Genomic DNA, 23071 nt, shown 5'->3' with positions numbered 1-23071 from the left:
AGAGCGCGATGACCGCCATTACATTGAAGGACGTCTCGAAGCGCTACGGCGACCATGCGCCGGTGCTGCGCGACGTGAACCTGGAGATCGCGTCGCACGAGTTCTGCGTGTTTCTCGGCCCGTCGGGTTGCGGCAAATCCACGCTGTTGCGGATGATCGCCGGGCTCGAGGACGTGACCGAAGGCGAACTGCGGATCGGCGGCGCGCGCATGAACGACACACCGCCCGCCGAGCGCGGTGTCGCGATGGTGTTCCAGAGCTATGCGCTGTTTCCGCACATGACCGTGTTCGACAACATCGGTTTCGGCCTGCGCATCGCCGGCACGCCGAAGGATGAAATCCGGCGCCGCGTGACCGAGGCCGCGCGCGTGCTGCAGCTCGAGACACTGCTCGATCGCAAGCCGAAGGCGCTGTCGGGCGGCCAGCGGCAGCGCGTCGCGATCGGCCGTGCGATCGTGCGCGAGCCGCGTGTGTTCCTGTTCGACGAGCCGCTGTCGAATCTGGATGCGACGCTGCGCGGCCAGACGCGCGTCGAGATCGCCCGCCTGCACGCACGCTTTACGCAGTCGAGCTCCGTCTACGTGACGCACGACCAGATCGAGGCGATGACGCTGGCCGACCGGATCGTGCTGCTGCACGCGGGCGACGACGTCGCGCGCTTCGGCAGCATCGCGCAGGCCGGTGCGCCGCTCGAGCTGTATCACCGGCCGGCCAACCGCTTCGTCGCGGGCTTCATCGGCTCGCCGCGGATGAACTTCCTGCCGGCGGTCGTCGAAGCAGGCGATGCGCACGGCTGCCGGCTGCGCCTGGACGGGACCGGCGAAACGCTGACGTTGCGCGATCGCCCGTTGCCGCGCCACGTCGGCACCGGCGCGCGCGTGACGCTCGGGATTCGTCCCGAGCATCTGACGGTCGCGGCGTCCGGCGATGCGGAGTGGCCGGCGATCGTGCGCGACGTCGCGCTCGTCGAGCAGCTCGGCGAAGCCGCGTACGTGCATCTCGACCAGCCCGGCGGCGTGCCGCTGCTCGCGAAACTGCCGGGCCAGGCCGCGCTGCGGCGCGGCGAGCGTCATGCGTTCCGCGTGCCGCCATCGTGCTGCCACTTGTTCGACGAAGCCGGCATCGCATTGCCGGCCATCCACGCCGAAGCGGCGTTCGCATAGCGGCGCGGCGCCGATCCGCCGCGCGCGGCGCGGCACCCATTACATCCATACCAGGAGACAACGATGAGACTTCGTGCGAGCCGACTGCTGCTTGCCCTGACGACTGCCGCGGCGTTCGCCGCGGGAACGGCCGACGCGGGCACGCTCAAGGTGAACGTCGCCGCGCGCGGCAACCAGCGCGCGACGTGGCAAGCGGTGTTCGACCAGTTCCACAAGGCGAATCCGGACATCGACCTGAAGGTCAGCTACGTCGGCGAGGAGGCGTACAAGGTGCAGATGTCCGGCTGGCTCGCGACGGATCCGCCCGATGTGCTGAGCTGGAACAACGGCGAGCGGCTCGCGTATTTCGCGAAGCGCGGGCTGATCGAGGACCTGAGCGCGGACTGGCAGAAGAACGGCTGGAACGACACGTATGCGGCCGTGAAGCAGTCGTCGACCTATGGCGGCAAGCTCTACAGCCTGCCGCTCGGTTATGACGCGTATGGGTTGTTCTACCGCAAGGACCTGTTCGAGAAGGCCGGCGTTCATGGCGAGCCCGCGGACTGGGCGCAGTTTCTCGATGCGTGCCGCAAGCTGAAGGCGGCCGGCATCGCGCCGATCGCGGTGGCCGCGCGCGATGCGTGGACGCTGGCCGCGTGGTTCGACTATTTGGACCTGCGGATCAACGGCTACGCGTTCCACCAGAAGCTGATGGCCGGCGACGTCGCGTATACCGACCCGCGCGTGCGGGCCGTGTACGCGGCCTGGAAGAAGCTGATCGACGACAAGTATTTCATCGACAACGCGCTGTCGTACGACGTCGATTCGCTCAGCCCGCTGATCGTCAACGGCCAGGCCGCGATGACGCTGATGGGCACCTGGTATTCGGCGGGCCTGCTGAGCGCGACGCGCAACCCGATCAGCTTCTTCCGCTTCCCGGTGATCGACGCGTCGGTGCCGCTTGCGGAGGACGGCCCGGTCAACGTGATGATCGTCCCGGCGAAGGCGCACAACAAGACGGATGCGCGTCGCCTGCTCGCATTCATGGGGCAACCGGCGATCAACGGCGAGTTCGCGAAGGGGATGGGGCAGCTGCCGTCGAACAACAAGGCGCCCGAGCCGCAGGACCCGATCTCGAGGATCGGTTTCCGCACGCTCGCGACGACGCCCGGCGGCATCGCGCAGTTCTACGATCGCGACATGACGAAGGAAATGGCCGACGAGGGGATGAAGGCGATGCAGCAGTTCCTGTCCGACCCGGCGCAGCTCGATGCGATCCTGCAGCGCCTCGAGCAGACCCGCAAGCGCATCTACCGGAAGTAACGCGCTGCGGCCGGGCCGGCCATGCCGGTCCGGTGCTGCGTAGCCACCGTCACGCCCTTTTTTGTCCGCTTCGTCCGCTTCGTCGAAGGTCACCTCATGTCAACCAGCCTGTCCGAAAGCGCCGTGCGCCGCGAAGCCGGCCAGCAGCGGCATGCGCGCGCGTCGCTCGCGCGCCGGCGCAACCGCGCGGCCCTGCTGTTCGTGCTGCCGGGATTCGCGCTCTTCACCGTGTTCGTCTTGTATCCGATCGTCAGCAGCATCTGGCTGAGTGTCCATCACTGGGACGGGATGACGCCGATGACGTATGCCGGGCTCGACAATTATCGCGAGCTGCTGCAGTCCGATACGTTCTACGTCGCGCTGAAGAACAACGTGCTGTGGCTCGCGCTGTTCCTCGCCGCGCCGCCGCTCGGCCTCGCGCTTGCGCTGTACCTGAACCAGAACGTGTTCGGGATCCGGCTCGTGAAGTCGCTGTTCTTCGCGCCGTTCGTGCTGCCGGGCGTCGTGGTCGGCCTGGTGTTCTCGTGGTTCTACGACCCGACGTTCGGGCTGCTGAAGCTGATCGTCGGGCACGGGATCCCGGTGCTCGGCGATCCGCGCTACGCGACCTATGGCGTGATCGTCGCCGCGCTGTGGCCGCAGATTCCGTTCTGCATGATCCTCTATCTGACCGGGCTCACCGGCATCAACGGCGAGATCGTCGAGGCGGCGCGGATGGAAGGCGCGCGCGGCTTCACGCTGCTGTGGCACGTGATCCTGCCGCAGTTGCGGCCCGCGACCTTCATGGCGGTGGTGCTGACCGTGATCGGCGCGCTGCGCAGCTTCGACCTGATCTCGGTGATGACGGGCGGCGGCCCGTTCGACAGCTCGACCGTGCTCGCGTACTTCATGGTCGACCAGGCGATCAAGTACTACCGCGAAGGCTATTCGGCCGCGATCGCGGTCGTGCTGTTCGCGATCATGCTCGTCTATATCGTGTGGCAACTGCGCAAGCTGGTGCGCGTCGAATCGTAAGGATCACCAACATGTATCCGATGCCCGTGTCCCGCTGGGGACGTTCCGCCCGCCTGCTGTACCGGCTGTCGCTGCCGTGCGCGCTCGCGCTGTGGCTCGTGCCGCTGCTCGCGGTGCTCGTCACGTCGATCCGCTCGACCGACGAGATCATGGCCGGTCGTTACTGGGACTGGCCGAAGCAGTTCGCGCTGCTCGAGAACTACGGCGCCGCGCTCACGCAGACACCGATGCTGCATTACTTCGCGAACAGCATCCTGATCACGGTGCCGTCGGTGGCCGCGTCGATCCTGCTCGCGTCGCTCGCGGGGCACGCGCTCGCGAACTACCGGTTCCGCGGCAATCTCGTGCTGCTCGGGCTGTTCGTCGCCGGCAATTTCGTGCCGATCCAGATCCTGATGATCCCGGTGCGGCAGATCATGCTCGGCGTCGGCCTCTACAACACCGTGTGGGCGCTCGTGCTGTTCCATACCGCGTTCCAGACCGGCTTCTGCACGCTGTTCCTGCGCAACTTCATCCGGGAGCTGCCGTTCGAGCTGATCGAGGCCGCGCGCGTCGAAGGCGCGTCCGAGTGGTCGATCTACTGGCGCGTCGTGCTGCCGCTCGTGCGGCCGGCACTCGCCGCGCTCGCGATCCTGGTGTTCACGTTCGTGTGGAACGACTACTTCTGGGCGCTATGCCTCACGCAAGGCGACGACGCGGCGCCGATCACCGTCGGCGTCGCCGCGCTCAAGGGCCAGTGGACGACCGCCTGGAACATCGTGTCGGCCGGCTCGGTGCTCGCCGCGCTGCCGTCGGTGCTGATGTTCTTCGCGATGCAGAAGCACTTCGTCGCCGGGCTCACGTTCGGCGCGACCAAGGGCTGATCCGTCCCATCCTCTTTCTTCTGCAAGGAATCCACGATGCACCTCGGCGTTTGCTACTACCCCGAACACTGGCCGCGCGAACAATGGGAACGCGATGCGCGGCGGATGGCCGAACTGGGCCTGACCCGCGTGCGGATCGCCGAATTCGCGTGGAGCCGGATGGAGCCGGAGCCCGGCCGCTACGACTGGGCGTGGCTCGACGAAGCGATCGATACGCTCGCCGGCCGGCAGTTGAAGATCGTGCTCGGCACGCCGACCGCCGCACCGCCGAAGTGGCTCGTCGATCGCCATCCGGACATCCTGCCGGTCGGCGCGGACGGCGCCGTGTGGCAATTCGGCTCGCGGCGCCATTACGACATCGCGAACCCCGTGTATCGCGAGCACTGCGTGCGCATCGCGGACGCAATGGCGCGGCGCTACGGCGCGCATCCGGCGGTGATCGCATGGCAGACCGACAACGAGCTCGGCTGCCACAACACGCTGCCGAGCTACACGCGTGCGGCGCGCGACGGCTTTCGCGCGTGGCTCGCGGTGTGCTACGGCGATATCGGCGCGCTGAACCGCGCGTGGGGCAACGTGTTCTGGAGCATGGAATATCGCGGTTTCGACGAAATCGAACTGCCGCGCCATACGCCGACCGATGCGAATCCCGCGCACCTGCTCGACTTCCGGCGCTATCAGTCCGACGAGGTCGCGCGGTTTCATGCGGCGCAGGTCGAGGCGATCCGTCCGCACGCGCCGGGGCGCGACGTGCTGCACAACTTCATGGGTTTTTTCACCGAGTTCGATCACTACGCGTTCGCGCGCGGCGGCCTCGACGTTGCCGCGTGGGACAGCTACCCGGTGCCGCGCACCGAAGTGCTGCCGCTCGACGAAGCCGACAAGCGGCGCTGGGCCCGCACCGGGCATCCCGACGTGTCCGCGTTCTCGCACGACCTGTATCGCGGTGTCGGCAACGGCCGGATGTGGGTGATGGAGCAACAGGCGGGACCCGTCAACTGGGGGCCGTACAACCCGGTGCCGCACGCCGGCGCGGTGCGGCTGTGGACGTGGGAAGCGTTCGCGCATGGCGCGGAGCTCGTGTCGTACTTCCGCTGGCGGCAGTATCCGCATGCGCAGGAGCAGCTGCACTCGGGACTCAATGCACCGGACGACCGGCTGTCGCCGGGCGGCCACGAAGTGGCGCGCGTCGCGCGCGAGCTGGCCGCGCTGGATCCCGCGCTCGTCGCCGGCGCGCGCGAGCCGGCCCGCGTCGCGCTGCTGTTCGATTACACGGCCGACTGGATGATCCGGATTCAGCCGCACGGCGCCGACTTCGACTATCAACGGCACGCGTTCGACTGGTATCGCGCGCTGCGTGAACTGGGGCTCGACGTCGATATCGTCGCGGCCGATGCCGACGTGTCGCGTTATGCGCTCGTCGTCGCGCCGACGCTGCCGGTCGTGCCGGATCGCGTCGTCGCGCAAGCCGCGCGCGGGAACGCACACTGGTTGTTCGGGCCGCGCACGGGGTCCCGCACCGCGGACTTCGCGATCGTGCCGGGCCTCGCACCGGGCAAGCTGCGCGACGTGCTGCCGGTGCGGATCGGGCAGGTCGAGTCGCTGCGGCCGTCGCTCGCGCCGCGCGTCATGTTCGACGGCGTCGACGGCCATGCGCTGACATGGCGCGATCACGTCGATACGGAATCGGCGGCCGGTATCGACGTGCTCGCCGCATGCGACGACGGCGTGCCCGCGCTCGTGCGGCGCGGCCGGGTGACGATGGCGACCGCCTGCTTCGATCGCCCGCTGTTGCGCGCGATCATCGGCCGCTGCGCGCGCGAGGCCGGACTGCCGGTGCGCGCGCTGCCGGACGGCGTGCGCTTGCGCCGGCGCGGGCGCGTCGTGTTCGCGTTCAACTACGGCGACGCACCGTGCACGCTGCCCGCGCCGGACGGTGCGCGCTTCGTGCTCGGCGGTCCCGGACTCGGCGCGGTCGACGTCGCCGCATGGGTCGAGCCGGACTGACGCGATGCGGTCATTGCAGTCGCCGCGGTTGCATTTCGCGCGCCTCGCGGGGATCGCGCATTTCGTGCCGCTGTCCGCGGCGGCGCTGATGCTCGGCATCGCGATGTCGTTTACCGCGCCATACCTGTCGCTGTTCGGCGTGGAGGCGGCGGGGATGTCGCCGTTTCTCGCGGGCATCTTCATGACGCTGATCGCGGCGAGCGGTGTCGTCGCGAGCACCTGGGCCGGGCGTTGGTCGGATCGCCGCGACCGCCACCGGCCGCTGCTCGTCGTATCGCTCGCGGCCGCCGCGCTCGGCTTCGCGCTGCTGTGCGTGCTGCGCGCGCACGGGCCGGTGATCGCGGCCGGCACGATCCTGCTCGGCGCGGGCGCCGTGTCGCTGTCGCAGATCTTTGCGTTCGCCCGCGCGGTGCTGCCGGTCGACGACGATGCGCAGCGCGAGCTCGCGTCGGCCGCGCTGCGCACGATGCTGTCGATTGCGTGGGTGTTCGGTCCCGCGCTCGGCGCGCTGATCCTCGCGCAGAGCGGCTTTACGGGGCTCTTTCTAGCGGCGTCCGCCGGCTTTGTCGGGTGCGCGGCGATCGTCGCGCGGATTCCGGAGCCTGCACAAAGGCCGGCGGCGGTTCATGTGAGTGCGGTCGAGCGCGCTGCGGCGCTGCCGGCCGATGCGGCGGCTGTCGTCGTCGCGTCGCGCGCGACCGTGCGGCGAACCCTCGTCGCGCTCACGCTGATGGGGCTTGCCGCGAACGCGACGATGATCGTGCTGCCGCTGTTCATCGTGCGCGGACTCGGCGGCACACCGACGAATGTCTCGGCCGCGCTGGGCCTTGCCGCGCTGCTCGAGATTCCGATGATGCTGTGGCTCGGCATCCGTTCGACGCGACTCGACAAGGCACGCTGGCTGACGGCGTGCGCGGCCGTGCATGCCGCGTATTTCATCGGGCTCGCGGCGGTGACACAGGTGGGCATGATCCTGCCGCTGCAACTGCTGAGCGCCTGCGTGGTCGCGATCACGTCGTGCCTCGGGTTGACGCGCGTCTGCGACCTGATGCCCACGCGCCCCGGCACCGCGACTGCGATGTTCTTCAGCACCGCGCGTGTCGGCTCGATCGCGTCGGGCGTGCTGTCGGGCGCGTGCGTCGACCTGTTCGGCTATCGCGCGACGTTCGCGGGGTGCTGCGGGCTTGCGCTCGTCGCATTCGCGCTGCTCGCCCGGGACGCGCGCGGCGAGCGGGGCGGTGCGCGTGATGCAAGCGGCACGACGGCGTCTGCCCGACGCCGCTTCGATACACCGCACTGACGCGGGATGCGCCGGTGCGGTGATGCCGTGATGGCGTGATGCCGGGATGGGTCAGCGCCGGCGGTACGCGTCGAGCGACGACAGCGCATTGCCGTGGAAGTCGAACAGCGTGTTGTTGTCCCACTGATCGCCTGCGCCGACCTTCCAGCCGACACCCGGCGTCGGGATCCATTCCGGCTCCCACCAGAACACGCCCTTGCCGCGCTTGCCGGGCACACCCTTCACGATATCGACGACCGCCGCGAGGAACTGCGCCTGGCCGGCAGGCGACGGCGGGAACGGGGTCGAGCCGGTGTTCGTCATCGCGTTCGGTTCCGAGTCGCCGTCGCTGGTGGTCCACGGATACGCGGTCTCGACGACGATCAGCTCCTTGTCGTAACGCACCGCGAGGTCGTTCGCGTTGTTGCGCAGGTCGTCGAGCGAGCCTTGCCACTGCGGGTAATACGACAGGCCGATCACGTCGAATGCGACGCCGCGCTGCGTCGCGCTGTCGAACCACCAGCGGCTTTTCGCGTTGTCGCCGCCGCTGTCGATATGCAGCATCACCTTGATGCGCGGATCGACGGCCTTCACCGCATCGCGGCCCGTCTTCAGCAGCTGCGCGAGGTTGTCCCACTGGTCGTAGCGGCCGAGCGGCCACAGCATGCCGCCCGTGATCTCGTTGCCGATCTGCACCCACTCGGGCCGCACGCCGGCGCGCTGCAGCTGGCGCAGCACGTCGGTCGTATAGGCCGACAACAGCGCGCAGGTGTCGGCGAGATTCTTGCCGGCCCACGCGTGCGGCGGGTATTGCTTGCCGGGATCGGCCCACCAGTCGCTGTAGTGGAAGTCGATCAGGATGCGCATGCCGAGCGCGGCCGCGCGTTTCGCGAGTGCAACGACATGGGCCGCATCGTTGTAGCCGGTCGCGGCGCTCTGGTTCGCGGGGAAGAAGTCCGGATTGCCGGGATCGTTCCAGACCTTGATGCGGATCGAGTCGACGCCATGCGCGTGCAGGATCTTCAGGCAGTCGCGCGGCTGCCCGCGCTCGAAGTACCGCGCGCCGTGCGCCTCGAGCTCCGGCAGCGTCGACACGTCGGCGCCCATCGCGAACGGCGCGCCGCCCGCGGTGCGCGCGACGCCTTGCGCGACGGCCGGCAGCGCACCGGTCAGGTCGACGCATGCGAGCGCCGCGGTCGAGACACTCCAGCGCAACATCGATCGTCTGTTCATTGTCATCCTCCATCCAGTGTCGGGCCCGGTCGATCGATCGCGAGATCGCGGGCCTCGGCGGTTTAAGCGCTTAAATTTTCGGCCTCGACATGAGGCCGGAACGAGCGTAGCGCAGCCGCCGATGCCTGCGCAAAGATCGCGTGCGTTGCCTACTATCTGGCGATGAGGCGTGCGGATGACGGAAGTCGAGGGGACCGGATTCGCTCGCGGTTCATGCGCCGGAGCCCGGCGTGAGGCGGCAATGATCGTGTGCGGCGGATGCGTGCCGACGGCATGCCGGAACGGCCGCGTGCAGGGCCCGCGGGGGGCCGCTACCCGCGCACGCCGACCCGATACCGCGTCGTCTGGCGATAGGTGTCGCCCGGGCCGAGGATCGTTTCGTCGCGCAACGTGTCCATGTTGACCTGGTTCGGAAAGAACCCGGCTTCGACGCACAGCGCCGCATGCTGCACGCACGACACACCGCCGCTGGCGCGCACGCCGTCCAGGTAGTTGCCCGTATAGAGCTGCAGCCCGCGCTGATCCGTCGACACGGCGAGCTCCCGGCCGCTTTCCGGATCGTAGATCGATGCGACGGGCCGCACGCCGCGCCCAGGGTCGCGCAGCACATAGCAGTGATCGAAGCCGCGTCCGCGCGCGAGCTGGGCATGCGGCCAGTCGAGGCGGGCGCCGATCGGCGCGCTCTGCCGAAAATCGAACGCGGTGCCCGTCACGTCGGCCGTGCCGGTCGGGATCAGCGCGTCGTCCACTTCGACGAATGCGTCGGCATCGATGTGCAGCAGATGGCCGCGCACGTCGCTGCCCGCGCGTCCGCTCAGGTTGAAGTAGCTGTGATTCGTCAGGTTCAGCGGAGTCGGCGCATCGGTGCGCGCCGCATAGTCGATCGTCAGCGTGCCGTCGTCGTCGAGCGTGTAGCGTACCTGGACGCTCACGTTGCCCGGGAATCCCGCATCGCCTTCCGGCGAATCGAGCCGCAGCGTCAGCCCGCCGCGCTCGTCGATCACGTCCCAGCGCGCGCGATGAAAGCCGCTCGCGCCGCCGTGCAGAAGGTTGCCGTTCTCGTTGCGGTCGAGCGGGTAGTCGATCCCGTCGAGCGTGAAGCGCGCCCCCGCGATCCGGTTCGCCCAGCGGCCGACCGTGGCACCGAGGTAGGCACCCGATTCGACGTACTCTGCCGGCGTGTCGTGGGCCAGCACGATATCGGCGAAGCGCCCGGTGCGATCGGGGGCGAGCCATGAGACGACGGTCGCGCCGAGATCGCTGACGACGACGCGCATCCCGTGCGCGTTGCGCAGCGTGTAGCGCCGCACCGGATCGCCGCCGGGCAGCGCGCCCCACGGCTCGGAGGCGATTCGGGCGACGTCGGCTGCCGGGCGGGAAGAGTCGGTATCGATATGCATGAGTGGGTTCGCTCGTGGGCGGTGAATTCAGTGGGCGGGCGTGGTGCGTTCCTGGTATTCGCGCGGGGTGCAGCCGAGCTCGCGGCGGAACACCGCATACATGTACTGCAGCGACGTGAAGCCGCAGCGGATCGCGACTTCCGCGCTCGACGCATTGCGGCTCGCAAGCAGCGCCTGGGCGGCCTCGAGCTTGTGACGCAGGATTTCCTGGTGCACGGTGCGCTGCAGTTCGCGCCGGAAGTGCTCTTCGAGCAGCGAGCGCGACACGCCGACATAGTCGGCGACCTGTTCGGTCTTGATCCCCTGGCACGCGTACTGGCGGATGAAATGCCGGGCGCGCATCACGTGCGGGCTCGCGAGCGGCTGGTGGCGGGTCGATTCGAGCACGTTGATGCCGACCGGCGGCACGAGGATGCGCTGCCCGGGAAAGCGCGCGCCGCGCAGCATCCGGTGCAGCAGGTGCGCGGCGGTGCGGCCCATTTCCTCGGTGCCCTGGATCACCGACGACAGCGGAATGCGCGTCAGCGTGCGCGTGAGCGGATCGTTGTCGATGCCGATGATGGCGACCTGTTCCGGCACCGCGATGCCGGCGATCAGGCACGCCTGCAGCAAGTGGCGCGCGCGCGCATCGGTGACCGCGATCACGCCGACGGGTTTCGGCAGCGCATGCAGCCAGCCGATCAGTTGCTCGATCGCGTGATTCCAGCCCGACGCGCTCGTCGACAGCCCGCGATAGATCGGCGCATCGAGCCCGTCCGCGCGTGCGAGCCGGTCGAACGCGAGCTCGCGCTGCTGCGCCCAGCGGTTCTCCTGCGCGACCGGCAGGCTGTACATCGCGAAATGCGCGAGCCCCGCGCCGATCAGGTGCGTGTACGCGAGCGACACGAGCTTCGGGTTGTCGGTCGCGATATAGGGGACGTCGTCAGGATACTGTGCGGGATCCTCGTACGACGAACCGACCGCGACGATCGGCAGCCGCGAACCGGCGAGCGCGTCGGCGACGGCCGGATCGTCGAAGTCCGCGATGATGCCGTCGCCGTCGAAGCGCTCGATGCCGGCGAGCCGGCAGCGGAAGTCGTCTTCGAGAAACAGGTCCCACACGACGCGCGTCGTGTGCAGGTACTGGCCGATGCCGCTGATGATCTCGCGGTCATAGACCTTGTTCGCGTTGAACAGCAGCGCGATGCGGTGCGGTGTCTGGGCGGAAGGGGCGCGGGTCATGTCGGTCTCGGGGCAAGCGCCGCCAGGGCGCCGTGCCGTTGTCTCCGGGCGCGCGCCCGGGGCGGCGGCGCGCGATCGTCTGGTGTCCGGCGATTGTAGGACGGAACGCGCGCCGCGCGAGCGCGGCTGGCAAGAAACATTAAGCGTGCTGCGCAATTTCGCAATTGCCGGCCGGCGGGCGCGCGGGCACGATCCAGCCAGATCGAATTCGGCCGCGTGCGTCGTCACGACGCGCGTTGCGCCGCAACAAGACCCCGCACGGAGACGCCATGTCGTATTTCGAACACATTCCCGCGATTCGCTACGAAGGTCCGCAGTCGGACAACCCGCTGGCTTACCACCATTACGATCCCGAGAAGCGCGTGCTTGGCAAGACGCTCGCCGAGCATCTTCGGATCGCCGTGTGCTACTGGCACACGTTCGTATGGCCGGGCCACGACATCTTCGGGCAGGGCGCGTTCCGGCGGCCGTGGCAGCAGCCGGGCGACGCGCTCGAGCGCGCGCGGATGAAGGCCGACGCGGCGTTCGAGTTCTTCACGAAGCTCGGCACGCCGTTCTATACGTTCCATGACACCGACGTCGCGCCGGAGGGCGACAGCCTGCGCGAGTACGCGGCCAATTTCGCACGGATGGTCGATTATCTCGGCGAACGCCAGCAGGCGAGCGGCGTGCGGCTGCTGTGGGGCACCGCGAACCTGTTCTCGCACCCGCGCTTCGCGGCCGGTGCCGCGACGAACCCGAACCCCGACGTGTTCGCGTGGGCCGCGACCCAGGTGTGCCATGCACTCGACGCGACGCACCGGCTCGGCGGCGAGAACTACGTGCTGTGGGGCGGCCGCGAAGGGTACGAGACGCTGCTCAATACCGACCTGAAGCGCGAGCGCGAGCAGTTCGCGCGCTTCCTGTCGATGGTCGTCGAGCACAAGCACCGGATCGGCTTCAACGGCGCGCTGCTGATCGAGCCGAAGCCGCAGGAGCCGACCAAGCACCAGTACGACTACGACGTCGCGACCGTGCATGGCTTTCTCGTGCAGTACGGACTGCAGAACGAGATCCGCGTGAACATCGAGGCGAACCACGCGACGCTTGCCGGTCACTCGTTCCATCACGAGATCGCGAACGCGTTCGCGCTCGGCGTGTTCGGCAGTGTCGACGCGAACCGCGGCGACGCGCAGAACGGCTGGGACACCGACCAGTTCCCGAACAGCGTCGAGGAGCTGACGCTCGCGTTCTACGAGATCCTGCGCCACGGCGGCTTCACCACCGGCGGGATGAATTTCGACGCGAAGGTGCGGCGCCAGAGCGTCGATCCGGAAGACCTGTTCCATGGCCACGTCGGCGCGATCGACGTGCTCGCGCTCGCGCTCGAGCGCGCGGCGGTGCTGGTCGAGAACGACCGGCTCGATGCACTGCGCCGGCAGCGCTATGCGCGGTGGGACGACGCATTTGGCCGCAAGATCCTGTCGGGCGGCTATACGCTGCAGTCGCTTGCGGACGATGCGCTCGCGCGCGGCGTGGACCCGCGGCATGCGAGCGGTGCGCAGGAGCGGCTCGAGAATATCGTGAACCAGGCGATCTACGGGCTGCGCTGACGCCATGTATATCGGACTCGATCTCGGCACGTCGGGCGTGAAGGCGGTACTGCTCGACCGCGACGGTGCGGTGCGGGCGAGCGCGAGCCGCCCGCTGACGGTGAGCCGGCCGCGGCCGCGCTGGTCCGAACAGGCGCCGCGCGACTGGTGGGATGCCGCCTGCGGCGCGCTCGCCGCGCTCGTCGCTGAAGCCCGCGCGGCCGGCATCGATCCGCGCGACATCCAGGCGCTGGGGCTGACCGGGCAGATGCACGGCGCGACGCTCATCGACGCGCATGGCGACGTGCTGCGTCCCGCGATCCTGTGGAACGACGGCCGCGCGGATGCGGAGTGCGTGGAACTCGAGCGGCTCGCGCCTGCGCTGCGTACCGTAGCCGGCAACGTCGCGATGCCGGGCTTCACGGCACCGAAGCTGCTTTGGGTGCGCCGTCACGAGCCCGACGTGTTCGCACGCATCGCGTACGTGCTGCTGCCGAAGGATTATCTGCGCTACCGGCTGACCGGTGCGTTTGCAACCGATCCGTCGGATGCCGCCGGCACGCTGTGGCTCGACGTCGCGAAGCGCGACTACGACGACACGCTGCTCGCCGCGTGCGGGCTGTCGCGCGCGCAGATGCCGACCGTGTTCGAGGGCAATCGCGTGACCGGCACGCTGCTGCCGGCCGTCGCGCGCGCGCTCGGACTGCGCGAGATTCCGGTGGTGGCCGGCGGCGGCGACAACGCGGCCGGCGCGGTGGGCGTCGGCATCGTGCGGCCCGGCGATGCGCTGCTGTCGCTCGGTACGTCGGGCGTGTATTTCGCGGTGTCGGACGGATTTCGCGCGAACCCGGAATCGGCGGTGCACAGCTTCTGTCATGCGTTGCCCGATACGTGGCACCTGATGTCGGTGATGCTGAACGCGGCCGGCTGCATCGACTTCACCGCGCAACTGACCGGTTACGACGGCGTCGCGGCGCTGCTCGCGGATGCCGACGCGAACGCGCGCGACAGCCGCCCGTGGTTCCTGCCGTACCTGAGCGGCGAGCGCACGCCGCACAACGATGTGAATGCGAAGGGCGTGTTCTACGGACTCACGCCCGACACGCAGCGCGCGGATCTCGCGAACGCGACGCTCGAAGGCGTCGGCTTCGCGCTGCTCGACGGCATCGACGCGCTGCATGCGGCCGGGCTCGCGCCCGACGACATCACGGTGATCGGTGGCGGTTCGCGCAGCGCGTACTGGACGCAGATGCTCGCCGACCTGAGCGGCCGCGCGCTGACGCTGCGCGCGGGCGGCGAGGTCGGCCCGGCGCTGGGCGCCGCGCGCCTTGTGCGTCTCGCGCTCGAACCGGATGCATCGCTCGACGACGTGTGCCCGCAGCCGCCGGTCGTCGCGGTGCGCGAGCCCGACTTCGCGCGGCACGCGTGGTATCGCGACGCGCGGCGTCCGACGTTTCGCGCGCTTTACCGCGCACTCGAACCGGTATTTGCAGCGGGTGCGTGACCGGCCGTGCGCCGGTGCGGTCCCGTGTTTTGCAGTGACTCGATGCGGGCGGCCCATTCCGGCGGCCGCCCGGCGTTCGTGAGGTGGTTCCATAATAAGGAGTGGAGACGATGAATTCCGTGACGCGTCGTACCGTATTGAGTTCCCTTGCCGGCGCCGCCGCGCTGGCGATCCTCGCGCTGGGCGCACCGCTCGCGCATGCGAGCAAGGACAAGCCCGAGATCGGCTTCTGCATCGACGACCTGCGCGTCGAGCGCTGGTCGCGCGATCGCGACTATTTCGTCGCGGCCGCGACGAAGCTCGGTGCGAAGGTGTCCGTGCAGTCGGCCGACGCGAGCGAGGCACGTCAGATTTCCCAGATCGAGAACCTGATCTCGCGCGGCGTGGACGTGATCGTGATCGTGCCGTTCAATTCGAAGACGCTCGGCAACGTCGTCGCCGAAGCGCGGAAGGCCGGCATCAAGGTCGTGTCGTACGACCGCCTGATCCTCGACGCGGACGTCGACGCGTACATCTCGTTCGACAACGAGAAGGTCGGCGAACTGCAGGCGCAGGGCGTGGTCGACGCGAAGCCGAAGGGCAACTTCTTCCTGCTCGGCGGCGCGCCGACCGACAACAACGCGAAGATGCTGCGCGAGGGCCAGCTGAAGGTGCTGAAGCCGGCGATCGACCGCGGCGACATCAAGGTCGTCGGCCAGCAATGGGTGCCCGAGTGGAGCGCGTCGACCGCGCTGCGGATCGTCGAGGACGCGCTGACCGCGAACAACAACCGGATCGACGCGATCGTCGCGTCGAACGACGGCACCGCGGGCGGCGCGATCCAGGCGCTCGCCGCGCAGCACCTGGCCGGCAAGGTGCCGGTGTCGGGGCAGGATGCGGATCTCGCGGCGGTCAAGCGCGTGATCGCCGGCACGCAGACGATGACCGTCTACAAGCCGCTGAAGCTGATCGCGAGCGAAGCCGCGAAGCTCGCGGTCGATCTCGGGAAGGGCACGAAGCCGGCGTTCAACGCGCAATACGACAACGGCAGGAAGAAGGTCGATACGGTGCTGCTGCAGCCGACGCTGCTGACCAAGCGCAACGTCGACGTCGTCGTCAAGGACGGCTTCTACACCCAGGCCCAGCTCGCAAGCCAGTGACGGCACGACGGGAACGACGCACGCGGCCGGCCCTGCGGCGGCCGCGTGCTCACTGCGAGGCGATGAACGTATGACCGAACCCTTGCTGACGATGCGCGGCATCGTCAAGGCATTCGACGGCGTGAAGGCGCTCGACGGAATCGACCTGAGCGTGCGCCCCGGCGAGTGCGTCGGCCTGTGCGGCGAAAACGGCGCCGGCAAGTCGACGTTGATGAAGGTGCTGTCGGGGGTCTACCCGCACGGCACGTGGGATGGCGAAATCCGCTGGGAAGGCGCGCCGCTCGTCGCGTCCGGCGTGCGCGACACCGAGCGTGCAGGCATCGTGATCATCCACCAGGAGCTGATGCTCGTGCCCGAGCTGTCGGTGGCGGAGAACATTTTTCTCGGCAACGAGATCACGTTGCCCGGCGGGCGCATGCACTACGCGGAGATGGTGCGGCGTTCTGAAGCGCTGCTGCGCGAGCTGCGCATCGACGCGATCAACGTCGCGCAGCCGGTGATGAACTACGGCGGCGGCCACCAGCAGCTGATCGAGATCGCGAAGGCGCTGAACAAGCAGGCGAAGCTGCTGATTCTCGACGAGCCGTCGTCGTCGCTGAGTGCGGCCGAGACACGCATCCTGCTCGACATCGTGCGCGACCTGAAGCGGCGCGGCGTCGCATGCGTGTACATCTCGCACAAGCTCGACGAAGTCGACGCGGTGTGCGACACCGTGACCGTGATCCGCGACGGCCGCCATGTCGCGACCGAGCCGATGCGCACGCTGAGCACCGACCGGATCATCGCGATGATGGTCGGGCGCGAGATCCGCAATCTGTATCCGCGCGAGCCGCACGAGATCGGCGACGTCGTGCTGGAGGCGCGCAACGTGACCTGCCACGACGTGGCGAACCCGCGCCGCAAGCGCGTCGACGACGTGTCGTTCAGCGTGCGGCGCGGCGAGATCCTCGGTGTCGCCGGGCTCGTCGGCGCGGGCCGCACCGAGCTGATGCAGGCGATCTTCGGCGCGTATCCGGGCGCGAGCACGGCGACCGTGCGGATGAACGGCCGGCCGCTCGCGATCCGCTCGCCGGCCGATGCGATTCGCGCCGGCATCGCGATGGTGCCGGAGGATCGCAAGCGCCACGGGATCGTGCCGCAGCTCGGCGTCGGCCACAACATCACGCTGTCGGTGCTGCGCCGTTTCGCCGCGCACGGGCGGATCGACGCGGCCGCCGAACTCGACGCGATCCGCACCGAGATGCAGCGGCTGTCGGTGCGTGCCGCGCATCCGTTCCTGCCGATCGCGAGCCTGTCCGGCGGCAACCAGCAGAAGGCGGTGCTCGCCAGGATGCTGCTGGCCGACCCGCAGGTGCTGATCCTCGACGAGCCGACCCGCGGCGTCGACGTCGGCGCGAAAGCGGAAATCTACCGCCTGATCTTTGCGCTCGCGAAGCGCGGCGTCGCGCTGATCGTCGTGTCGTCGGAGTTGCCGGAAGTGCTCGGGCTGGCCGATCGCGTGCTCGTGATCGGCGAAGGCGAGCTGCGCGGCGATTTCGTCAACGACGGTCTCACGCAGGAACAGATCCTCGGCGCCGCGCTGAAGCCCGCGCGGCGTCCGGCCGAACCCATTGCAGCGAGTGCGTCATGAATACCGAACTGTCTTCCTCTTCCGCCGTGCCGCCGGACGCCGACGCGCGCCGCGCGCACGGCCATCCGCTGCGCCAGGTCTTCGTGCGCTACAAGGTGCTCGCGCTGCTGTTCGCGGTCGCGGCGATCTGGGTGTTCTTCTCGGTGCTGACCGACGGGGCGTTCGTCACGCCGCGCAACGTGTCGAACCTGCTGCGGCAGATGTCGATTACCGGGATGCTCGCCTGCGGGATGGTGTTCGTGATCATCGCGGGCGAGATCGACCTGTCGGTCGGCTCGCTGCTCGGGCTGCTCGGCGGCGTCGCGGCGATCCTCGACGTCAATCGTCACTGGCCGGTCGCCGCGACGGTGCCGGCCGTGCTTGCGCTCGGCGTGCTGGTCGGGCTGTTCAACGGCTGGTGGTCGACTTACCGGCGCGTGCCGTCGTTCATCGTCGGGCTGGGCGGGATGCTCGCGTTCCGCGGCATCCTGCTCGGCGTGACGGGCGGCTCGACGATCGCGCCGGTGTCCGAGGGCTTCGTGTTCATCGGGCAGGGCTATCTGCCGCGCGCGGCCGGCGACGGCCTCGCGCTGCTGCTGTTCGCGCTCGTCGCGCTGCTGGTCATCCGGCAGCGCCGGACGCGGCACCGCTACCGGCTCGCGGTCGCGCCGCGGTGGCAGGACGTCGCGAAGGTCGTCGGCACCGGTGCCGTGCTGTTCGCGTTCGTCGCGACGCTCGATCGTTACGGCGGGATTCCCGTGCCCGTGCTGCTGCTGCTCGTGATGCTCGGCGCGTTCTCGTGGGTCGCGACACAGACCGTGTTCGGCCGGCGCATCTATGCAGTGGGTTCGAACCTGGAGGCGACGCGGCTGTCGGGCGTCGACACCGATCGCGTGAAGCTCGCGATCTTCGCGCTGATGGGGCTGATGTGCGCGTTCGCGGGCATCGTCAACACCGCGCGGCTCGCGGCCGGCTCGCCGTCGGCCGGCACGATGGGCGAGCTCGACGCGATCGCCGCGTGCTTCATCGGCGGCACGTCGATGCGCGGCGGGTCGGGCACCGTCTATGGCGCGCTGATCGGCGCGCTCGTGATGGCGAGCCTCGACAACGGGATGTCGATGCTCGACGTCGACGCGTACTGGCAGATGATCGTCAAGGGCGCGGTGCTGGTGCTGGCGGTGTGGATCGACGTGGTGTCGCGTTCGAACCGGCGGTGAGGGGCCGCGGGGGCCGCGCGGGCGTGATCGCCGCTGGTCGAGGGGACGGACGGCTCATGGCGTTCTACCCCGCATCCGCCCTGATGAAATCGACGAACGCCCGGAGCGGAGCCGGGACGAAACGCCGCCCCGGATAGTACAGGTACGGGCCGGAGAACGGCCGCCACCATTCGTCGAGCACGGGTTCGCGCGCGCCGCTCGCCAGGTGCGGACGCAGCCAGTCTTCGTAAAGATGCACGATGCCGAGCCCCGCACAGGCGGCATCCACGACGAGATCGACGGCGCCGCCGATCTGCACGACGAGCGGGCCCGACGGCTCCACGCGGACCACTTCGCCATTGCGCTCATACTCCCACGCCGGCATTGGGCCGCTCGCGAACCGGCCGCGCAGGCACGCGTGATCGAGCAGGTCGCGCGGATGGGCCGGCCGGCCGCGCCGCTCGAGATAGGCGGGCGCCGCGGCAGTGGCGAAGCGTTGCGAGCGCGGGCCGATGGGCACGGCGATCATGTCCTGTTCGAGGCGCTCGTCGTAACGGATGCCCGCGTCGCAGCCGGCCGCGAGGATATCGACGAAGCTTTCGTCGGCCACGACCTCGAGCCGTATCTCCGGATACGCGTCGAGAAAGCGCGGGACGATGGACGGCAGCACGAGCCGCGCCGCGCTCATCGGTACATTGAGCTTCAGCGTGCCGACCGGTCTCTCGCGAAACGTGTTCACCACGTCGAGCGCCGCCTCCACTTCGCCCAGCGCCGGCGCGAGCCGCGCGAGCAGACGCTCGCCGGCCTCGGTCGGCGACACGCTGCGCGTCGTGCGGTGCAGCAGCCGCACGCCGAGTTGCGCCTCCAGCCGGCGCACCGCTTCGCTCAGACCGGACGCGCTAGCGCCGATCGTTCGCGCACCTTCGCGAAAGCCCTTCGCCCGCGCCACTGCCACGAACGCGTTCAGATCGCCGAGATCGACTTGCATTGTTCGCCTTTTCGTACAGGTTGTGCGCATTATGACCGGTTATCGCGCAGCACAACGCGGCGTAACCTGCGATTCATTCGTTCGCTACAGGAGCAGGAGCATGTCCCCCATCGTTCAATCCGGCACGTATTCCGTCGCGGGCCGCCGCGTGCACCGCCTCGGCTATGGCGCGATGCAGCTGGCCGGCCCCGGCGTGTTCGGCCCGCCGAAGGATCGCGACGCGGCGCTCGCCGTGCTTCGCGAAGCCGTCGCATCGGGCGTCGACCACATCGACACCAGCGACTTTTACGGCCCGCACGTGACGAACCAGCTGATTCGCGACGCGTTGCATCCGTATCGTGACGATCTGCTGATCGTGACCAAGGTTGGCGCGACGCGTGGCCACGACGGTTCATGGCTGCCCGCATTCTCCGCCGGCGCGCTGGCGACCGCCGTGCACGACAACCTGCGCAACCTGGGTCTCGACGTGCTCGACGTGGTCAACCTGCGGGTCATGTTCGACACGCACGGCATGGCCGAAGGCTCGATCGAGGCGCCGCTGTCCGCGCTGGCGGAACTGCAGCGGCAGGGCCTCGTGCGGCACATCGGGCTGAGCAACGTGACGGCCGCGCAGATCGCCGAAGGGCGCCGGATCTGCGACATCGTCTGCGTGCAGAATCATTACAACCTCGCGTACCGCGACGACGATGACCTGATCGATGCGCTTGCACGTGACGGCATCGCCTACGTGCCGTACTTTCCGCTGGGCGGCTTCAGTCCGTTGCAGTCTTCCACGCTGGACGCGGTCGCCGCGCGGCTCGGCGCGACGCCGATGCAGACCGCGCTCGCGTGGCTGCTGAGGCGCGCGCCGAACATCCTGCTGATACCGGGGACGTCGTCGGTCGCGCATCTGCGCGAGAATCTGGCCGCGGGTGCGCTGGTGTTGCCGGAGGACGCCGTGCGTGAGCTCGACGGTGTCGCGTCCGCTCGCGGCTGAGGCCAGGCGTCCGGCTCGGCCTGGGCGCCGCTTGTCTGCCGGTGTCGCTCGTGAGCCGGTGTGAAACGGTGTCTGTCCCGGATACCGCGGCCGGCGCGATCGCGCTACGACCGGTCGCGGTTGCGTGCGCGCGTCGCGCCCGTGATCACCGCGATGCCGAACAGGATGACGGCGACGATCTCGATGATGTGCTGCGACACGTGCAGCGTCGTCAATCCCCAGGCCACGCCGCCGATGAAAATGATCCATCCGACCAGGTAGATAAGCAGGGTCATCGTTCCTCTCCTTGCGGTTCGGGTTCATCGCGCGGACTGCGGTCGCGCGGCGGGCGGCGTTTCGTTGTACCCGTGCCGCCAGGTGCCGTGCCAGCCGTCATGGCGCCAGCCCGCGATGCCGATGTGGATGTCGCCTGATTGGCCCGTCACGTCGATGCCCGAATACCTGTAGGTCCACAGGTATTCGATGCGGCGAGCAAGGCATGTGCCACCGCGCGGCACGAACCTTGCTCCGCCGGCGCATCAAGTGACGCACCGGACATGCCGCGATGCGTCCGGGCTTCCGGTGCGACAGGCGGGGCGCGCGCAGCCCGCGCGACCCGCAACACGCGAGATCACGACGCCGACAACCTCACCGACATCCCCGTCGCCGTATAAACCGGCGTCGCCTTGAACCCGTCGACCGTCACCGTCGAGAACTTCGCCGCGGCCGCCGCGCCGTCGATCAGCGCGATGGTGTCGCCGGCCTTCGGCGCATAGCCGTTCACGAACTTCACGTGCAGCGTGCCGCCGGCGACGGTAAGCGGGCCGCCGACGCGCAGGCGTCCGCCGCCGTTGCCGTCGATGTCGAGTTCGAGCGTCGTGTTGTCGAGCTGCGTGTAGCGGGTTGCGATCGTGACGGGTGCGCCTGCCGCAATCCTCACACTACCACCCGAACCGACATACACGTCGCCGTTGCCGAACGCCGTCGCCGACGCCGCCGCGAGCGTGCCGCCGCTGACCTGCGTGCCGCCCGCATAGCTGTTGTTGCCCGCGAGCGTCAGCGTGCCGGTGCCTTGCAGCGTCAGCTTGCCGGCGCCGGCGATATCGTTGCGCCACTGGTCGGCCGCGTTGAGCCCACCCTGCGACGCGTTCATCGATACGACCACGTTGCCGTTGAACGCACCGTAGCCGTCGGCCGCGGCGAACAGGTTCAGGCGGCCCCAGCCTTCCGCATCGTCCATCACCGGGTAGCCGGACGAAATTTCGGTGGTCTTCAGCACGACGCGCCGCTGATCCGCGCTCAGGTACGGGAAGCGCGTCTGCAGCAGGATCTCGGCGCCCTTCGGCACGACGGGCGGTGCGTCGGTCGACTCGATCGCGCCGAAGCCGAACGTCAGGCGTCGCATGAAGGCCGTCTTGTTGGCCGTGTAATCCGCGAACCGGTCGGTGGCCGTCGTGCCCGAGTGCGCGAAGGCGGCGAACGTCGTGTCGGTCGTCCCCGTGAGCTGCTGCAGCGCCTGGTGGGCCTGGCCGTACGCGGCCTGCGCGTCGCTCGCATAGGCGGTCAGGTTCGCCGCGCTGACGGCCAGCGCGAGCATGCGGCCGCCGATCACGTCGAGCGGCGAGTGCATGCCGGCGACGATCCGGTTCTCGCCCAGTTCGAGGCCGCGGCTGACCATCTCCTGGAAGCGCTCCGGCACGAGCCACGCCATCGTCATCGCATCGCGGAACGCTTCGGCCGAGTGGCCGCTGATGAAGCCGCCGTCGGTCGCCGGCGTCGTGCTTTCCGCCGGAACGAGCGTCGGCGCGACGACGACGCTCGCGCTCCAGCGATAGGGCCGCGCGTACTTGTAGAAGCGCTTCGCGGGCTCGGTCGACGCGTTGTTGCCCATTTCGTTGAGCAGGTCGACGACCTTGCCGAAATTCGTGTTCGTGCTGCTGCCGACGCCGGTGTTGTTGCCGGAATCGTTGTACAGCACCGTCGTCGCGTCGGCGGGCACGCTGGTGATGCTGGTCGTCTGCTGCGCGGCCGTGCGCCACGCGTCGGTGAGCGGGCCCATGCCGTCGGTCACGCTGTAGCCCTTGCCGCGCCGGTCGTCGAAGTAGGCGGCGTCGGCCTGCTGCTGCGTGCGCGCGGTCGTTGCGTTGATCACATATTGGACATTGGCCGCCAGCACCGTGTCGTTCAGGATCGTGCCGCACGGCGTGCCGCTGCCGGGCAGACCCGAGCAGGTCGACGCCGTGATCGCCGGAAAGGCGCCGTTGGCCGGCGCGTTCACGCCCGCATCGACGAGCATCGTCGACGGCTGCCACAGGTCGAGAAAGCGGCTCACCACGCGCACCGCGGCGTTGGTCGACAACGTCGCATAGCGCGCGTCGCCGCGCTGGTTGGTCGCGACGTTGTCGACGAAGGCCGGCACGCTCGGCACGGGCGCGCTGTCGACGAAGCCCGGGTCGGCCGGCGGCGCCGGAACGGCCGCGAGGGTCGTCGGGGTCGACGCTGCATCGTCGCCGCCGCCGCACGCGGCGAGGACGATCGCACTCGAGAGCGCTGCGACGTGCAGCGGGAAACGGCTTCGTGACGCGAACATGCAAGACTCCATCCTGAGTATCGAAGATGGCGGATTG

The 23071-nt window shown here is 68.9% G+C and carries 19 protein-coding genes; 12 read left to right on the top strand and 7 right to left on the bottom strand.

Annotated features, from left to right (window positions below):
* Positions 1 to 8: 8 nt before the first annotated feature.
* From DIE22_RS11330 to DIE22_RS11305, 6 genes are all read left to right on the top strand, one after another.
* Positions 9 to 1163 carry an ABC transporter ATP-binding protein gene (locus tag DIE22_RS11330; protein WP_124497422.1) on the top strand — a complete coding sequence of 385 codons (1155 nt, stop codon included), beginning with the start codon at positions 9 to 11 and terminating at the stop codon, positions 1161 to 1163.
* Positions 1164 to 1226: 63 nt separating this feature from the next.
* Positions 1227 to 2465 carry an ABC transporter substrate-binding protein gene (locus tag DIE22_RS11325; RefSeq protein ID WP_124605112.1) on the top strand — a complete coding sequence of 413 codons (1239 nt, stop codon included), beginning with the start codon at positions 1227 to 1229 and terminating at the stop codon, positions 2463 to 2465.
* A 96-nt stretch (positions 2466 to 2561) separates the two neighbouring features.
* Positions 2562 to 3479 carry a carbohydrate ABC transporter permease gene (locus DIE22_RS11320; protein WP_124605111.1) on the top strand — a complete coding sequence of 306 codons (918 nt, stop codon included), beginning with the start codon at positions 2562 to 2564 and terminating at the stop codon, positions 3477 to 3479.
* A gap of 11 nt (positions 3480 to 3490) precedes the next feature.
* The gene (locus DIE22_RS11315; protein ID WP_124605110.1) at positions 3491 to 4342 is read left to right on the top strand and encodes a carbohydrate ABC transporter permease; all 852 of its coding nucleotides are present in this window, start codon (positions 3491 to 3493) and stop codon (positions 4340 to 4342) included.
* A 36-nt stretch (positions 4343 to 4378) separates the two neighbouring features.
* Positions 4379 to 6349, top strand: a complete 1971-nt coding sequence (locus tag DIE22_RS11310) for a beta-galactosidase (RefSeq protein ID WP_124605109.1) — start codon at positions 4379 to 4381, stop codon at positions 6347 to 6349.
* Between the two features lie 4 nt (positions 6350 to 6353).
* Positions 6354 to 7649 (top strand): sugar efflux transporter, encoded by a 1296-nt coding sequence (locus DIE22_RS11305; RefSeq protein WP_124605108.1) that lies wholly within the window; start codon positions 6354 to 6356, stop codon positions 7647 to 7649.
* A 51-nt stretch (positions 7650 to 7700) separates the two neighbouring features.
* On the opposite strand, the gene DIE22_RS11300 is transcribed toward DIE22_RS11305, so the two are convergent.
* The 3 genes from DIE22_RS11300 to DIE22_RS11290 all read right to left on the bottom strand — a co-directional run bounded on the left by DIE22_RS11300 (position 7701) and on the right by DIE22_RS11290 (position 11482).
* Complete coding sequence (locus DIE22_RS11300) at positions 7701 to 8861, bottom strand: arabinogalactan endo-beta-1,4-galactanase (RefSeq protein ID WP_124605107.1); 1161 nt, start codon at positions 8859 to 8861, stop codon at positions 7701 to 7703.
* Positions 8862 to 9172: 311 nt separating this feature from the next.
* Complete coding sequence (locus tag DIE22_RS11295; RefSeq protein ID WP_124605106.1) at positions 9173 to 10261, bottom strand: aldose epimerase family protein; 1089 nt, start codon at positions 10259 to 10261, stop codon at positions 9173 to 9175.
* A gap of 27 nt (positions 10262 to 10288) precedes the next feature.
* Positions 10289 to 11482 (bottom strand): DNA-binding transcriptional regulator, encoded by a 1194-nt coding sequence (locus DIE22_RS11290; protein ID WP_124605105.1) that lies wholly within the window; start codon positions 11480 to 11482, stop codon positions 10289 to 10291.
* A 269-nt stretch (positions 11483 to 11751) separates the two neighbouring features.
* Here DIE22_RS11290 and xylA point away from each other — a divergent pair, with 269 nt between their 5' ends.
* The 5 genes from xylA (at position 11752) to DIE22_RS11265 (ending at position 18522) form a co-directional block, all read left to right on the top strand.
* Positions 11752 to 13074 carry a xylose isomerase gene (xylA, locus tag DIE22_RS11285; RefSeq protein WP_124605104.1) on the top strand — a complete coding sequence of 441 codons (1323 nt, stop codon included), beginning with the start codon at positions 11752 to 11754 and terminating at the stop codon, positions 13072 to 13074.
* 4 nt (positions 13075 to 13078) lie between these two features.
* Positions 13079 to 14557 (top strand): xylulokinase, encoded by a 1479-nt coding sequence (gene xylB / locus DIE22_RS11280; RefSeq protein ID WP_124605103.1) that lies wholly within the window; start codon positions 13079 to 13081, stop codon positions 14555 to 14557.
* 110 nt (positions 14558 to 14667) lie between these two features.
* Positions 14668 to 15696 carry a D-xylose ABC transporter substrate-binding protein gene (xylF, locus tag DIE22_RS11275; protein WP_124605102.1) on the top strand — a complete coding sequence of 343 codons (1029 nt, stop codon included), beginning with the start codon at positions 14668 to 14670 and terminating at the stop codon, positions 15694 to 15696.
* A 70-nt stretch (positions 15697 to 15766) separates the two neighbouring features.
* On the top strand, positions 15767 to 17326 hold the full coding sequence (xylG, locus tag DIE22_RS11270; RefSeq protein ID WP_124605101.1) for a D-xylose ABC transporter ATP-binding protein: 1560 nt from the start codon (positions 15767 to 15769) through the stop codon (positions 17324 to 17326).
* A complete protein-coding gene (locus DIE22_RS11265) occupies positions 17323 to 18522 on the top strand; it encodes a sugar ABC transporter permease (protein ID WP_124497435.1) in 1200 nt (399 codons plus the stop codon). Before xylG ends, DIE22_RS11265 begins: the two co-directional genes overlap by 4 nt.
* A gap of 64 nt (positions 18523 to 18586) precedes the next feature.
* Here DIE22_RS11265 and DIE22_RS11260 read toward each other — a convergent pair whose 3' ends face one another.
* Positions 18587 to 19489: a LysR family transcriptional regulator gene (locus DIE22_RS11260; protein WP_124605100.1), complete on the bottom strand. Its 903-nt coding sequence runs from the start codon at positions 19487 to 19489 to the stop codon at positions 18587 to 18589.
* Between the two features lie 100 nt (positions 19490 to 19589).
* Between DIE22_RS11260 and DIE22_RS11255 the strand changes: the two genes are divergently transcribed.
* Positions 19590 to 20465 (top strand): aldo/keto reductase family oxidoreductase, encoded by an 876-nt coding sequence (locus tag DIE22_RS11255; RefSeq protein ID WP_124605099.1) that lies wholly within the window; start codon positions 19590 to 19592, stop codon positions 20463 to 20465.
* 104 nt (positions 20466 to 20569) lie between these two features.
* On the opposite strand, the gene DIE22_RS38165 is transcribed toward DIE22_RS11255, so the two are convergent.
* From DIE22_RS38165 to DIE22_RS11245, 3 genes are all read right to left on the bottom strand, one after another.
* Positions 20570 to 20740 carry a hypothetical protein gene (locus tag DIE22_RS38165; RefSeq protein ID WP_185640597.1) on the bottom strand — a complete coding sequence of 57 codons (171 nt, stop codon included), beginning with the start codon at positions 20738 to 20740 and terminating at the stop codon, positions 20570 to 20572.
* A gap of 24 nt (positions 20741 to 20764) precedes the next feature.
* Entirely contained in the window at positions 20765 to 20962 is a 198-nt protein-coding gene (locus DIE22_RS11250; RefSeq protein WP_124605098.1) for a hypothetical protein, read from the bottom strand.
* Between the two features lie 113 nt (positions 20963 to 21075).
* Positions 21076 to 23034 carry a phosphatase PAP2 family protein gene (locus DIE22_RS11245; protein WP_124605097.1) on the bottom strand — a complete coding sequence of 653 codons (1959 nt, stop codon included), beginning with the start codon at positions 23032 to 23034 and terminating at the stop codon, positions 21076 to 21078.
* Positions 23035 to 23071 lie beyond the last annotated feature (37 nt).

This window comes from Burkholderia sp. Bp9142 (assembly GCF_003853415.1).
GTDB lineage: Bacteria > Pseudomonadota > Gammaproteobacteria > Burkholderiales > Burkholderiaceae > Burkholderia.
The sequence above is the reverse complement of the archived record's forward strand: the minus strand, read 5'-3'. Positions and strand labels throughout refer to the sequence as shown.